At 66.5% G+C, this 12,904-nt stretch carries 14 protein-coding genes; 6 read left to right on the top strand and 8 right to left on the bottom strand.

Annotation, left to right across the window (positions count from 1 at the left end; genetic code table 11):
• A complete protein-coding gene (locus NOM55_RS05655) occupies positions 1 to 372 on the bottom strand; it encodes a gamma-butyrobetaine hydroxylase-like domain-containing protein (protein WP_047966833.1) in 372 nt (123 codons plus the stop codon).
• A 4-nt stretch (positions 373 to 376) separates the two neighbouring features.
• On the bottom strand, positions 377 to 1,402 hold the full coding sequence (gene queA / locus NOM55_RS05650; RefSeq protein ID WP_047966834.1) for a tRNA preQ1(34) S-adenosylmethionine ribosyltransferase-isomerase QueA: 1,026 nt from the start codon (positions 1,400 to 1,402) through the stop codon (positions 377 to 379).
• A 278-nt stretch (positions 1,403 to 1,680) separates the two neighbouring features.
• Here queA and aroQ point away from each other — a divergent pair, with 278 nt between their 5' ends.
• The 6 genes from aroQ to NOM55_RS05620 all read left to right on the top strand — a co-directional run bounded on the left by aroQ (position 1,681) and on the right by NOM55_RS05620 (position 6,885).
• On the top strand, positions 1,681 to 2,130 hold the full coding sequence (gene aroQ, locus NOM55_RS05645) for a type II 3-dehydroquinate dehydratase (RefSeq protein WP_047966835.1): 450 nt from the start codon (positions 1,681 to 1,683) through the stop codon (positions 2,128 to 2,130).
• A 28-nt stretch (positions 2,131 to 2,158) separates the two neighbouring features.
• A complete protein-coding gene (accB, locus tag NOM55_RS05640; protein ID WP_047966836.1) occupies positions 2,159 to 2,617 on the top strand; it encodes an acetyl-CoA carboxylase biotin carboxyl carrier protein in 459 nt (152 codons plus the stop codon).
• Positions 2,618 to 2,768: 151 nt separating this feature from the next.
• Positions 2,769 to 4,124 (top strand): acetyl-CoA carboxylase biotin carboxylase subunit, encoded by a 1,356-nt coding sequence (gene accC / locus NOM55_RS05635; RefSeq protein WP_120810555.1) that lies wholly within the window; start codon positions 2,769 to 2,771, stop codon positions 4,122 to 4,124.
• 4 nt (positions 4,125 to 4,128) lie between these two features.
• Positions 4,129 to 5,019 (top strand): 50S ribosomal protein L11 methyltransferase, encoded by an 891-nt coding sequence (gene prmA / locus NOM55_RS05630; RefSeq protein ID WP_255907826.1) that lies wholly within the window; start codon positions 4,129 to 4,131, stop codon positions 5,017 to 5,019.
• Positions 5,020 to 5,022: 3 nt separating this feature from the next.
• The gene (locus NOM55_RS05625; protein WP_255907825.1) at positions 5,023 to 6,219 is read left to right on the top strand and encodes a DUF3426 domain-containing protein; all 1,197 of its coding nucleotides are present in this window, start codon (positions 5,023 to 5,025) and stop codon (positions 6,217 to 6,219) included.
• Positions 6,220 to 6,351: 132 nt separating this feature from the next.
• Complete coding sequence (locus tag NOM55_RS05620; RefSeq protein ID WP_255907824.1) at positions 6,352 to 6,885, top strand: redoxin family protein; 534 nt, start codon at positions 6,352 to 6,354, stop codon at positions 6,883 to 6,885.
• 72 nt (positions 6,886 to 6,957) lie between these two features.
• Here the strand turns inward: NOM55_RS05620 and NOM55_RS05615 are convergent, their stop codons facing one another.
• The 6 genes from NOM55_RS05615 to NOM55_RS05590 form a co-directional block, all read right to left on the bottom strand.
• On the bottom strand, positions 6,958 to 7,959 hold the full coding sequence (locus NOM55_RS05615) for an NAD(P)H-dependent glycerol-3-phosphate dehydrogenase (RefSeq protein WP_047966841.1): 1,002 nt from the start codon (positions 7,957 to 7,959) through the stop codon (positions 6,958 to 6,960).
• 8 nt (positions 7,960 to 7,967) lie between these two features.
• A complete protein-coding gene (locus tag NOM55_RS05610; protein WP_238377293.1) occupies positions 7,968 to 8,348 on the bottom strand; it encodes an SH3 domain-containing protein in 381 nt (126 codons plus the stop codon).
• Positions 8,349 to 8,416: 68 nt separating this feature from the next.
• A complete protein-coding gene (secB, locus tag NOM55_RS05605) occupies positions 8,417 to 8,869 on the bottom strand; it encodes a protein-export chaperone SecB (RefSeq protein WP_047966843.1) in 453 nt (150 codons plus the stop codon).
• A gap of 84 nt (positions 8,870 to 8,953) precedes the next feature.
• Positions 8,954 to 9,211: a glutaredoxin 3 gene (gene grxC / locus NOM55_RS05600; RefSeq protein ID WP_047966844.1), complete on the bottom strand. Its 258-nt coding sequence runs from the start codon at positions 9,209 to 9,211 to the stop codon at positions 8,954 to 8,956.
• Between the two features lie 64 nt (positions 9,212 to 9,275).
• A complete protein-coding gene (gene dacB, locus NOM55_RS05595) occupies positions 9,276 to 10,655 on the bottom strand; it encodes a D-alanyl-D-alanine carboxypeptidase/D-alanyl-D-alanine-endopeptidase (RefSeq protein WP_255907823.1) in 1,380 nt (459 codons plus the stop codon).
• On the bottom strand, positions 10,656 to 12,830 hold the full coding sequence (locus tag NOM55_RS05590) for a primosomal protein N' (RefSeq protein ID WP_255907822.1): 2,175 nt from the start codon (positions 12,828 to 12,830) through the stop codon (positions 10,656 to 10,658).
• Between the last annotated feature and the right edge of the window lie 74 nt (positions 12,831 to 12,904).

Raw genomic sequence — 12,904 nt, 5'->3', positions numbered from 1 at the left:
TTACTCCCTGAGCGCGCCGGCAGCGGCGAGCCGATTCAGATAATCCTGCCAGTACTGGTCGTGCTTGACGCCCAGCTCATATAAGTAGGCCCAGCTATACAGCCCGCTGTCGTGGCCGTCATCAAAGGTGATCTTCAACGCGTAGTGGCCGACCGGCTCCAGCGCGGTGATGCCGACGTGCATCTTGCCGGTCTGCAGCGTTTCGTTGCCGACACCGTGGCCGCGCACTTCCGCCGACGGCGAATAGACGCGCAGGTACTCGGCCGGCAGCTGGAAGCTGGCACCGTCGTCGAAGCTGATCTCCAGCTTTTTCGACACGCTGTGCAGCTTGATCTCCACCGGGCGGGCGCTGTCCGGGCTCAGTCCGCTCATGGCATCACTCCTTGCGGGTTAGCAGCATGGCATCGCCATAGCTGAAGAAACGGTACTCCTGCGCCACCGCGTGGGCATAGGCGGCGCGCATTTCCTCGTAACCGGCAAACGCCGACACCAGCATCAGCAGCGTGGATTTGGGCAGGTGGAAATTGGTCAGCAGCTTGTCCACCACATTGAAACGGTAGCCGGGTGTGATGAAGATGTCGGTCTCGCCGCGACCGGCGCGCAACACGCCATCCGGCCGTGCCGCCGATTCCAGTGCGCGCATGCTGGTGGTACCCACCGCCAGCACCTTGCGGCCAACCTTGTGTGCCGCGTCGATGGCGTCCACCGTCGCCTGCGGGATGTCGTAGATCTCGCTGTGCATCTTGTGCTCGGCGATGTTCTCCACCCGCACCGGCTGGAAGGTGCCGGCGCCGACGTGCAGCGTCACGCTGCACAGGATCACGCCCTTGTCGCGCAGCGTCTGCAGCATGGCGTCGGTGAAGTGCAGGCCGGCGGTCGGCGCCGCCACCGCGCCCTTCTCCCGTGCGTACACCGTCTGGTAGCGCTCGTCGTCGTCGCCGTCGGTGTCGCGCTCGATATAAGGAGGCAGCGGCAGCTTGCCGGAGGCATCGAGGATGTCGAACACGTTGGCCGCATCCAGAAAGCGCAGCTTGAACAGCTCGCCGGCGCGCTCGACCATCTCCGCCTGCCAGCGGCCGGCAAACACCAGCCGCGTGCCCGGTTTCGGCGACTTGCTGGCGCGCACGTGCGCCAGCACCTCGTGCTCGTTCAGCACCCGCTCCACCAGCGCCTCGATCTTGCCGCCGCTGGCCTTCTCGCCAAACAGGCGCGCCTTGATCACGCGGGTATCGTTGAAGACCAGCACGTCGCCGGCGTCGAGGGCGTCGGCGATAGCGGCAAAGTGATCATCCTGCAACACCCGCCCGTTGACGCGCAGCAGACGGCTGCCGCCGCGTTCGGCCGGCGGATGCTGGGCAATCAGGTGTTCGGGCAGGTGGTAATCGAAATCGGAAACAAGCATGACAGGCATCTTCAAGGAAACCGGCGGATTATACCTTTCGAGCGCGTTTGCCGCACAGCGTTCCGCCGGTGGCATCACTTGCCCCAGATCAAGTCATCGCCGGCGACAAGGCGGCAAGCTGCCGTGTCGCGGGAACCGGCGCTGGGGTTTTTACTCCAAACCAGCACAATTTTCCGCCACCGCAAAAAGCAAACGCGCGTTTGAAATACTGCAAATACTGGACATCGTGCTGACAATTGCGGCAAACTCGCGCCCATATCAAAATCGAGACTGCTACCTTGACCCGAAAAATCCTTGTGCTGCACGGCCCCAATCTGAATCTCCTCGGACTGCGCGAGCCACAGCATTATGGCCGGGACACACTGGACGACATCAACCGTCGTCTGCAGGAACAGGCCGCTGCGGCCGGTATTGAACTGGATTCGCTGCAAAGCAACGCCGAGTCCGTACTGATCGACCGCATCCACGCCTGTCTCGGTGACGGCACCGATCTGGTCATCATCAATCCGGCCGCATTCACCCATACCAGCGTCGCCCTGCGCGATGCCCTGGCCGGTGTCAAGGTACCGTTCATCGAAGTTCACCTGTCGAACGTCCACGCCCGCGAAGCCTTCCGCCACCATTCCTATTTCTCGGATCTGGCGATCGGCGTCATTTGCGGTCTGGGCGCACACGGCTACGAGCTGGCCCTGGCCCACGCGATCAAGCGTCTGGCACAGCCGGCATAAACACCCGAATACCTAAAGAAGGAAAACCATGGACCTGCGCAAACTGAAAAAGCTGATTGATCTGGTCGAAGAGTCCGGCATTGCCGAACTGGAAGTGACCGAAGGCGAAGAAAAAGTCCGCATTACCCGCGTTTCCCCGAACAGCACCGTGCACTACGCACAGCCGATGACCATGCAGGTGCCGCAGCACGCCGCACCAGCCGCCGCGCCGGCCGCCGCCGAAGCACCGGCCGTGGTATCAGTGGCCAACAACCCCGGCACCGTCAAGTCGCCGATGGTCGGCACCTTCTACCGTCGCCCTAGCCCGCAATCGACCCCGTTCGTTGAGGTTGGCCAGCAGGTCAATGTCGGCGACACGCTGTGCATCATCGAAGCGATGAAGCTGATGAACGAGATCGAGGCCGAGCGCGCCGGCGTGGTGAAAGCCATCCTGATCGAAGAAGGCCAGCCGGTCGAGTTCGGCGAGCCGATGTTCATCATCGAATAAGCAGCCTGCCGCACGACATGCTGAACACAGGGCACGCCAGTCTGGTCAGTGCCCTTGTTGTTTGACGCACCGTTTACGGGAAAAACCCCAGCCTGCGCACGGCGCCCGGTCCAGATCGCACACCGGCGCGCGCCCTGCAGTGGAGAAATACATGTTTGAAAAGATCCTGATTGCAAACCGCGGCGAAATCGCCCTGCGCATCCAGCGCGCCTGCCGCGAAATGGGCATCAAGACCGTGGTGGTGCACTCCGAGGCCGACCGCGAAGCCAAATACGTGAAGCTGGCCGACGAATCGGTCTGCATCGGCCCGGCCTCCTCAACCCTCAGCTACCTGAACGTACCGGCGCTGATCGCTGCGGCTGAAGTCACCGACGCGCAGGCGATCCACCCCGGCTACGGTTTCCTGTCGGAAAACGCCGACTTTGCCGAACGCGTCGAGCAGTCCGGCTTCGTGTTCATCGGCCCGCGCTCGGAGACCATCCGTCTGATGGGCGACAAGGTGTCCGCCAAGCAGGCAATGATCGAAGCCGGCGTACCAACGGTGCCCGGCGTCGCCGGTGCCCTGCCGGATGATCCGGCTGAAATCACCAAGATCGCCCGCAAGATCGGCTTCCCGGTGATCATCAAGGCCTCCGGCGGTGGTGGCGGTCGCGGCATGCGCGTGGTGCACACCGAAGCCGCACTGATCAACTCGGTGAACATGACCCGTACCGAAGCCGGTGCCGCCTTCGGCAACCCGACCGTGTACATGGAAAAGTTCCTGGAGCAGCCGCGCCACATCGAGATCCAGGTACTGTCCGACCAGCACGGCAACGCCGTGCATCTGGGCGAGCGCGACTGCTCGATGCAGCGCCGTCACCAGAAGATCATCGAAGAAGCACCGGCACCGGGCATCACCGCCGAGCAGCGCAAGCGCATCGGCGAAGCCTGCGCCGACGCCTGCCGCCGTATCGGCTACCGCGGCGCCGGTACCTTTGAATTCCTGTACGAAAACGGCGAGTTCTACTTCATCGAGATGAACACCCGCGTGCAGGTGGAGCATCCGGTATCGGAGCTGATCACCGGCATCGACATCGTGCAGGAACAGATCCGCATCGCCGCCGGCCTGCCGCTGCGTTTCAAGCAGAAGGACATCCACTTCCGTGGCCACGCCATGGAATGCCGCATCAACGCCGAAGACCCGTTCACCTTCGTGCCGTCACCAGGCAAGATCGAGAGCTACCATCCGGCCGGCGGCCCGGGCATCCGCATCGATTCGCACATCTACCAGGGCTATACCGTGCCGTCGCATTACGATTCGATGGTGGGTAAACTGATTGCCTACGGCGATACCCGCGATCAGGCGATGGCGCGCATGCGCGTCGCGCTGTCGGAAATGGCCATCACCGGCATCAAAACCAATATCCCGCTGCACCAGGAACTGTTCCTCGATGCCGCCTTCCAAAAAGGCAGCACCAGCATTCACTACCTGGAAGAACGTCTGGCGCAGTTGAAGAAAGGCAGTTAATTCTATGGCATGGCTGCAAGCCACCATTCAAGCTGACTCGGCGGTAGCCGAGCGCTTCGCCGACGTCCTGATGGAGGTCGGCGCCCTGTCCGCCACCATCGAGGACGCGCTGGCCGGCACCGCCGAAGAGCAGCCGATTTTCGGCGAACCGGGCGAGCCGGTTGACCAGATGTGGCAACACAGCCTGATCAACTGCCTGTTTGCCGAGGACGCCGACGTCGCCGCCATGGTCGCCATGGCCGCGCTCAAGTGCGGCCTGCCGCTGCCGCAGTACGAGGTTGGCCGCGTCGAGGAACAGGACTGGGTGCGCCTGACGCAAAGCCAGTTCGACCCGATCCGCATTTCGTCGCGACTGTGGATCACCCCGACCTGGCACCAGTCGCCGGATCCGGCGGCGATCAACCTGCAGCTGGACCCGGGCCTCGCCTTCGGTACCGGCAGCCACCCGACCACCCGCCTGTGCCTGCAGTGGCTGGATGAACAGATCAAGGGCGGCGAAACGGTGCTCGACTACGGCTGCGGCTCCGGCATCCTCGCCATTGCCGCGCTGAAGCTGGGCGCCGGCGCCACCCGCGGTATCGACATCGATGCCCAAGCGGTGCGCGCCAGCATCGACAACGCCGCGCAGAATGACGTCAGCGCCGACTTCGGCCTGCCCGACAGCCTGCTGCCGGGCGAGTACGATGTCGTGGTCGCCAACATTCTGGCCAATCCGCTGCGTCTGCTCGGCGGCCTGCTGGCTGGCCATGTGCGTGCCGGTGGCCGCATCGTGCTGTCCGGCATCCTGCAGGAACAGGCCGAAGAACTGGCGGCGATCTACAGCCAATGGTTCGACATGGACGCGCCGGTGTTCGACGACGGCTGGACCCGCCTTTCCGGCGTGAAACGCGGCTGAACCATGAGCTACACCACACAGTGCCCCGCCTGCCAGACCCGCTTCAAGGTCTCCGATGCCCACCTCGCCCTTGCTGCCGGCATGGTGCGCTGCGGGCGCTGTAGCCATGTCTTCCACGCACCCAGCCATTTCGAGCAGGCGCCGACAGTCGCCGAGGCGCCGCCGGTCATCAGCACCCCGGCTAATGCGGCCAGCAATCGCCTCGAAACGGTGCCCGACGACGACTTCGAGCTGGAGCTGCCGGACTTTCATCCGGAGCGGGATGCGGCCAACCTTGCCGCCAGCGCCGAGCCGCGCGCGGCAGCGGTAGCCGCCACCCCCGGGCCTGAGGCGGCACTGGATCTGCCCGACTTCGACCTGCTGCCGGAACCGGAACAGCCGCTGTCGTGGCAGGACCTGGATACCCCGCCCCGGCAAGACGACACCCCGGCCGCCGAGCCGCAGCAGGACATCGCCGCCTTCCAGCGCGCGCTGGCCGAAGCGCTGCAGACTCCGGCCAGCCGTGCCAGTGAGCCGGTGGCACTGATCGACGAACCGCCGGCACCCACAACGCCGGCACCCAACCGTCAGCAAAGGTTGGCCGCACAGTACGACACAGAGCACACGGACAGCCCGCTGCCACCGATTTCCGCCGCCGACCTGGACGACGACGTGCCGGCGCCGGCCGCCAGCAACCACGACGCAGAAGAAAGCGACACCGCAAGCACCGGCGATGGCAGCTGGCTGCGCGCCACCGCCTTCGGCCTGCTCGGCGTCATCGGCGTGCTGCTGCTGCTGTTGCAGCTGGCCTTCATCAACCGCACCGCGGTCAGCGCCGAGCTGCCGGAACTGCGCCCCGCCTTCGAGTCGCTGTGCCAGTCGCTCGGCTGCGAGGTGCCGCTGCCGACCCAGCGCCAGCTGATCCGCACCGAGTGGTCCGAGCTGTCGTTCGTGCCGCAGCACGAGCACCTGATCCAGCTGGACGCCACCCTGAAGAACCTGGCCCCCTATCCGCAGGCCTTCCCGCTGATGGAGGTGTCGCTGAAGGATGGCGAGGACCGCGTGCTGATTCGCAAGACGCTGAAACCGGAACAGTACCTGTCCGCCGACGACCTCAAGCTGGGCCGCTTCAACGCCAGCAGCGAGCTGAAGATTGTCACCCGCATGGAAGTCCGCGACGCCAAGGCGCTGGGCTACAGCCTGCACTTCTACTACCCCTGACCCCGCCTGGCGCTAAAGCCGGTGCCCGCAGCCATCACGCTGCCGGTCACCGGCTTTTTTCATAAGCTCACCACCCCGCGCTTGCTTTTCGCATGTTCTGTTCCACCATGAAGAAACAACCAGGAGCAGACCATGACCCACACCCATTTCCGCTATGCCGACGAATGGCTGGCGGTAGAAGGCCGTTTCCCGCAGGCGGGCGAGACCCTGCCCAGCTTCATGCTGGTCGACGAACAGCTGCGCGATGTGTCGCTGGAGCGTTTTCTCGGCCACGACAAGCTGGTGGTGACCCTGCTGTCGCTGGACGCGCCCAAGGCCGGGCTGGCGCTGCTGCAGGAATTGCGCCGCCAGCTGGAGCCGTGGCCGCAGCTGCAGCTGATCGTGATCACCGTCGACTCACCGTTCAGCCTCGCCCGCGCGCGCCAGGCGCACGGCCTGCCCTACGCGGTGCTGCTCTCCACCCTGCGCGGACGCGACTTCCACAAGCACTTCGGCGTGCTGATCCAGGATGTGCCGCTGGCCGGCATGACCTGCCCGGCGCTGTGGCTGGTGGATGGCGACGATCGCATCGACTACGCGCAGCGGCTGCGCCACGAAGACGACGACTTCAACTTCGCCGAGCTGCGGCAGAAGCTGGTGGAACGCTACTCCACCCTGCCGCGCTAGACCAGTGCAGACGTGAAAACCGGCAGCGCCAGGCTGCCGGTGAGGATGTTGCGCTTGCTGCGTAGCAACGGTTTAGGCGCCGGGGGCGTGAAACTCCGGCTTGGGCGAGCGTCCGAGCAGGCGCTCCACCACGTGCTGCGGCGTGGCCTGGTGATAGAGCAGCTCGCACACCGCGGCGGTGATCGGCATGTCCACCTGCAGCCGTTCCGCCATCTTCAGCACCTCACGCGCGGTCGGCACCCCTTCGGCGACGTGGCCCAGCTCGGCGAGGATGGTGTCCAGCGACTTGCCCTCCGCCAGCTTGAGACCGACCTGACGGTTGCGCGACAGTGCGCCGGTGCAGGTCAGCAGCAGGTCGCCAACGCCGGACAAGCCCATCATGCTCTGCTGGCTGCCGCCCAGCGCCACTGCCAGGCGGGTGATTTCGGCGAGGCCGCGGGTAATCAGCGCCGCGCGCGCGTTCATGCCGAAGCCGAGGCCGTCGGCGACGCCGGTGGCGATCGCCATCACGTTTTTCACCGCACCGCCGACTTCCACGCCGACCAGATCGTCATTGGCGTAGATGCGCAGCAGCGGGCTGTGCAGCTCGCGCGCGTAGTCGCGGGCAAAGGCGTAGTTTTCCGACGCCAGCGTCACCGCCGCCGGCAGCCCCTGCGCCACTTCGCGGGCAAAGCTGGGGCCGGACAGCACGCCGACGCTCTTGAGATGGGGAAATTCCTCGGCCACCACCTGGTGCGGCAGCAGGCTGGAGCCGGCCTCGAAGCCCTTGCACGCCCACAGCAGCGGCGCATCCACCTTCAGCCGCGCGAGCTCGCGCAAGGTTGGCCGCAAGCCGGCGATCGGCGTCACCACCAGTACCAGATCGACCCCGACCACCGCCTCGGACAGGTCGGCGGACAGGTGCAGATCGGCCGGGAACGGGCACTCCGGCAGGTAGCGCCGGTTCAGGCGCGTGGCCTGCATGTCGATCATCTGCTCGGCGTTGCGGCCCCACAGCGTGACATGATGCTGGCGGCAAAACGCGAACGCCAGCGCCGTGCCCCAGGCACCGGCACCAAGTACGGCTATTTTCATCGTGTTCCTTACAGCCCCCACAGGCCGGCAATGCGGGCATAACCCACGGTATTGTCGCGATGACGTACCTTGACCCAGCCGCTTTGCGGCGGCTCCAAGAGCTCCAGCGCCAGATCCTTGCCGGCCTGGTACAGCACGGCCGCGCTTTCCGCCGGCGCAGCACGCACCGGCAGCTGCTCGGCGGTGACCAGCAGCATCTGCCGCGTCGACAGCGCCGCCGCCGGGATCCAGGCGATGCCGCCGGTGGCGTCACGCACCCGCGCCCAGTCCTTCTGTGTCACCAGCACTTCCACCGGGTAGTAGCGGCTGACCACGAACAGTTTCTTGGCGGCAAGGTTGGGCGCCTCGTACAGCGCGACGCCGGTTTCCTTGACCGAACGGAATTCCAATGCAAAAACCGTACTGGCCAGCAGGGCCAGTACGGCTGCAAACACAATGCGAGTCGGTTTCATCGCGATCAGGCTGTACCGGCTTCGGCCTGGGCGGCGCGTTGCTGCATGTACAGGGCTTCGAAGTTGATCGGTGCCAGCAGTACCGGCGGGAAACCGGCGCGGCCAACCAGGCTGGACACGGTTTCGCGGGCGTACGGGAACAGGATGTTCGGGCAGGCCACGCCGAGGATCGGGTCGATGTCTTCAGCAGGAATATTCTGGATCTGGAAGATGCCGGCCTGTGCCACTTCGCACAGGAACATGGTTTTTTCCGGCAGCTTGGCGGTGACGGTCACGGTCAGCGACACTTCGAAGAAGCCGTCTTCCAGCTGGCGGCCTTCGGAAGCCAGCTGCATGTCGATTTCCGGCTGTTCCTGCTCCAGGAAGATGGCGGGTGCGTTCGGGATTTCCAGCGACAGGTCTTTGACGTAGATTTTTTCGATGGAGAATACCGGTTGCAGCTCTTGTTGTTCGCTCATGGTGTTGGATCTCGGTAGCGCCGTCAGGCGCGGGGTTGGAATCAAGTGCGGATCATCGCACGAAAATGATGACAGCTGCGCGCGTCAACCGGCCAGCAGCACATCGAGCTTGCCGGCCGAATGCAGCGCCACCAGGTCGTCACAGCCGCCGACGTGCACGTCGCCGATGAAGATCTGCGGCACGGTGCGGCGCCCGGTCAGCGACATCATGGTGTCGCGCGCCTGCGGGTCAAGGTCGATGCGGACTTCTTCAATGTCGGTCACGCCGTTCTGGGCCAGCACCTGCTTGGCACGAATGCAGTACGGGCAATAGGCCGAGGTGTACATGGTAACGGGTTTCATGGTGACGGCCTTAAGCTAAAACAAACAGTGATTATAAGGCCAGTTACCGCGCCCAAGGCAAGGCTCAGGGCTGCCGTTGCAGCTGCGCCGCGTAACGCTCGACCACATCGCCGACCAGCGCGTCCAGCGCGCCCTGCAGCTGCGCCGCCCGCGCGGAATTGAGCAGCGCCACGATCGCCAGCCGCTGCCCGGACGGCGCCTGCCAGTAGCCGGCCAGCGCACGGGTATCGCCGAGAGTGCCGGTCTTCAGCCGCAGCCGTGGCCCCAGCTCGGCAAAGCGGCGACGCAGGGTGCCGTCCTCGCTGGCCAGCGGCAGGCTGGCGATGAATTCCGCCGCGTACGGCCCGCGTGCGGCATCGAGCAGGATCGCGCCCAGCTGGCGCGCGCTGATGCGCTCGCGCCGCGACAGGCCGGCGCCGTTTTCCAGCTGCAGTGGCTCGGCGGCGATGCCGCGCTCCAGCAGCAGCGAGCGCACCGCCAGCTGCGCATCGGCCACGGTATCGCCGCTGTGCGGGTTTTCCGCCCCCAGCGTCAGCCACACACTGCGCGCCATGGTGTTGTTGCTGTACTTGTTGATGTCGCTCAGCGCCTGCGGCAGCGGCTCGGAATCCAGGCGTACCAACTGGCGCGCGTCGGGCGGGGTGCTGCCCTGCGCGATGCCGCGCGGCCCCTCGCCGCCCAGCATCTGCCAGATGGCGGCAAAACTCTGTCCGGCGTAGCCGTCGTTATCCAGCACGTTGACGTAGCTGGCCGTCCCGTCGCAGGCCGGCGGCAGCTTGCCGCTGACGCGGATGCTGTTGCCGCTGATGCTGACCGCGGCGTGCTCGCGCACGTCGCCGCAGCTGGCGGCGGCGCCGGGCTGCAGCCGGTTGTCGAGGCGAAAGGCCGGCAGCGGCGGGTCCAGCACCACCTGCGGCCGGCCCTGCTCGTAGAAATAGCGCAGCCACGCCACCTTCAGGTTGGACAGGTGGGTATCCGGCGGCACCGAGAACACGCGCTCGGCGTCGCCATCGAAGCCGTCGGCGCTGCTGATGCGGCTGAAGGCGCGCTTGTCCAGCAGCAGCTGGCCATCGATGCGCTGCACGCCGCGCAGGCGCAGCTGGCGCAGCAGCTCGGTCAGGCGTGCGGAATCGAAACGCGGATCGCCGCGGCCGATCCAGTACAGGTCGCCACGCAGCACGCCGTTTTCCAGCACGGCATTGCTTTTCAGCTCGCTGCGCCAGCGGTAGCCCGGCCCCAGCCGGTTCAGCGCCGCCCAGGCGGTGACCAGCTTCATGGTCGAGGCCGGGTTCATCGCGGCATCGGCACGGTGCTCGTCGAACACCGTGCGTCCTTCCACCGGTGCCGCCCACAGCGCCACCTCGTCGGCGCGCAAGGCGCCAAGGTTGGCCGCAAGCGCCAGCGGCGAAACGGCCAGCATGGCAATCAGCAAACGTAGTGTCACTCAGATCTCCTGCGGGTCGACATCCAGCGACCAGCGTAATTGGCGCGGCGCCTTGCGCGCCAGCGCATCCAGCTGCGGCAACAGCGCGCGCAGCCAGGCGTGCAGCGCCGCCCGTTGCGGCGCCTCGAAGGTCAGCTGTGCCCGCTCGCGGCCGGCGAGGCGCGCCATCAGCGCCGGCGCCGGGCCGAACACGAACAGCGGCGGCGGCAGTTCGCCGCACAGCGCCAGCACCTGCTGCAGGAAGGCCTCGGCCTCGTGGTACTGCGGCGCGTCGGCACGCAGGATTACCTGGCTGGCCGCCGGCGGGAAGCCGGCCTCGCGCCGCTCCTGCAGCTGGCTGGCGGCAAAGCCGTCGAAATCGTGCCGCGTCAGCGCGAGATACAGCGGGTGCTCCGGCCAGTTGGTCTGCACGATGACATCGCCGGCCAGCTCGGCGCGGCCGGCACGGCCGGACACCTGCAGCAGCTGCGCGAACAGGCGCTCGCTGGCGCGGTAATCGGCGGAATAGAGGCCGCCGTCGCTGCCCAGCACCACCACCAGCGACAGCGCGCCGAAGTCGTGGCCCTTGGCCAGCATCTGGGTGCCGAGCAGGATGTCCACTTCGCCGGCGTGCACGCGCTGGTACACCGCGTCCCACGCCGCCTTGTGGCTGGTGCTGTCGCGGTCGATGCGCAGGATGCGCGCCTCCGGCAACAGCCGGCGCAGCGCCTCTTCCAGCCGCTGCGTGCCCTCGCCCAGCGGCTGCACGTCGGGATTGCCGCAGGCCGGGCACTGCAGCGGCACCCGCTGCTGCGCACCGCAATGGTGGCAGCGCAGCTGGCGCGCCGACAGGTGCAGCACCATGCGCGCGCTGCAGTGCTTGCAGGCCGAGGTCCAGCCGCAGGCGGTGCAGGCCAGCACCGGCGAATAGCCGCGGCGGTTGATGAACAGCAGGCTCATCTCGCGCCGCGCCAGGCGCTGCTGCAGCGCGGCGATCACCGGTTCGGACAGGCCGTCGACCAGCTTCAGGCGGCGAGTGTCGACCAGGCCGATGCGCGGCAGCCGCGCGCTGCCGTGCGCCCGCGCCGACAGCAGCAGCTTGCGGTAGCGGCCGGCCTCGACGTTGGCCACCGTTTCCAGGCTGGGGGTGGCGCTGCCCAGCAGCACCGGCACCTGCGCCTGGTTGGCGCGCCACACCGCCAGATCGCGCGCGTGGTAGCGCAGGCCGTCCTGCTGCTTGAACGAGCCGTCGTGCTCCTCGTCGACGATCACCAGCCCGGCACGCGGCAGCGGTGTGAACACCGCCAGCCGGGTGCCGATCACGATGTCGGCGACGCCCTGCCAGGCGTCGACCCAGCCCTGCAGCCGCTCGCCGTCGGACAGGCCGCTGTGCAGGCAGACGATGTGGCTGGCGGGAAAACGCTGCGCGAAGCGTTCGATCAGCTGCGGGGTGAGGTTGATCTCGGGAATGATCACCAGCGCCTGCTGCCCGGCCGCCAGCACGCGGGCGATCAGCTGCAGGTAGACCTCGGTCTTGCCGCTGCCGGTGATGCCGTGCAGCAGGAAGGCGCCAAAGCGGCCAAGGTTGGCCGCCACCACGTCCAGCGCCGCCTGCTGCTCGTCGTTCAGCGTTAGCGCTGCGGCGATCTGCAAGGGCGGCGCCTGCCACGGCAGGATGTCGATATGGCCTGCGGCCAACCTTTGCTTGAGAAAAGCCGTCGCCTGCGGGTGCACGCGGCGCAGCGCGTCGCGCGATTGCGGCTGCTGCAGCGCCTGCCACAACTGCCGCTGTACCGTGCTGCGCGCCGACGGCTCGGCGTCAAGACCGGCGGCATTGAGGCGATACTGGCGGCGATCGGCCAGCGTCACCGCGCGCGGCTCGCGCAGCGCGGTGGGCAAGGCGGTGAACAGCGCCTGCCCCTGCGGATGCAGGTAGTAGCGCGCGGCAAAGCGCACTTGCTGCAGCAGCGTCTCCGGCAGCGGCGGCAGCTCGTCCAGCACCGCCAGGATAGGCTTGCAGCGCGCCTCGTCCAGCGCCTGCGGCGGCACACTGTTGTCGACCACCCCGCACAACTCGCGATTGCCGAAGGCGACGCGGACGCGCTGGCCACTGGGCAGCGGCTGCGGATGCAGGTAGGTAAATGCACCACGCAAGGGCACATCGAGCCAGACACTGATGTGCTGCATTGCAGTCATGATTGGACGGACTCCCCGCTAATCCAGCACTGGCGCGGCTTGGCGCCAGCTGTGCACAGATACTGTGGATAACT

The organism is Vogesella sp. AC12, assembly GCF_024437575.1.
Lineage (GTDB): Bacteria > Pseudomonadota > Gammaproteobacteria > Burkholderiales > Chromobacteriaceae > Vogesella > Vogesella indigofera.
The sequence above is the reverse complement of the archived record's forward strand: the minus strand, read 5'-3'. Positions and strand labels throughout refer to the sequence as shown.

What these genes read in the sequence shown, in the direction of transcription:
- NOM55_RS05655 (WP_047966833.1), bottom strand. Translation starts at nt 372, where the DNA reads ATGAGCGGACTGAGCCCGGACAGCGCCCGCCCGGTGGAGATCAAGCTG.
- queA (WP_047966834.1), bottom strand. Translation starts at nt 1,402, where the DNA reads ATGCTTGTTTCCGATTTCGATTACCACCTGCCCGAACACCTGATTGCC.
- accB (WP_047966836.1), top strand. Translation starts at nt 2,159, where the DNA reads ATGGACCTGCGCAAACTGAAAAAGCTGATTGATCTGGTCGAAGAGTCC.
- accC (WP_120810555.1), top strand. Translation starts at nt 2,769, where the DNA reads ATGTTTGAAAAGATCCTGATTGCAAACCGCGGCGAAATCGCCCTGCGC.
- prmA (WP_255907826.1), top strand. Translation starts at nt 4,129, where the DNA reads ATGGCATGGCTGCAAGCCACCATTCAAGCTGACTCGGCGGTAGCCGAG.
- NOM55_RS05625 (WP_255907825.1), top strand. Translation starts at nt 5,023, where the DNA reads ATGAGCTACACCACACAGTGCCCCGCCTGCCAGACCCGCTTCAAGGTC.
- NOM55_RS05620 (WP_255907824.1), top strand. Translation starts at nt 6,352, where the DNA reads ATGACCCACACCCATTTCCGCTATGCCGACGAATGGCTGGCGGTAGAA.
- NOM55_RS05615 (WP_047966841.1), bottom strand. Translation starts at nt 7,959, where the DNA reads ATGAAAATAGCCGTACTTGGTGCCGGTGCCTGGGGCACGGCGCTGGCG.
- secB (WP_047966843.1), bottom strand. Translation starts at nt 8,869, where the DNA reads ATGAGCGAACAACAAGAGCTGCAACCGGTATTCTCCATCGAAAAAATC.
- grxC (WP_047966844.1), bottom strand. Translation starts at nt 9,211, where the DNA reads ATGAAACCCGTTACCATGTACACCTCGGCCTATTGCCCGTACTGCATT.
- NOM55_RS05590 (WP_255907822.1), bottom strand. Translation starts at nt 12,830, where the DNA reads ATGACTGCAATGCAGCACATCAGTGTCTGGCTCGATGTGCCCTTGCGT.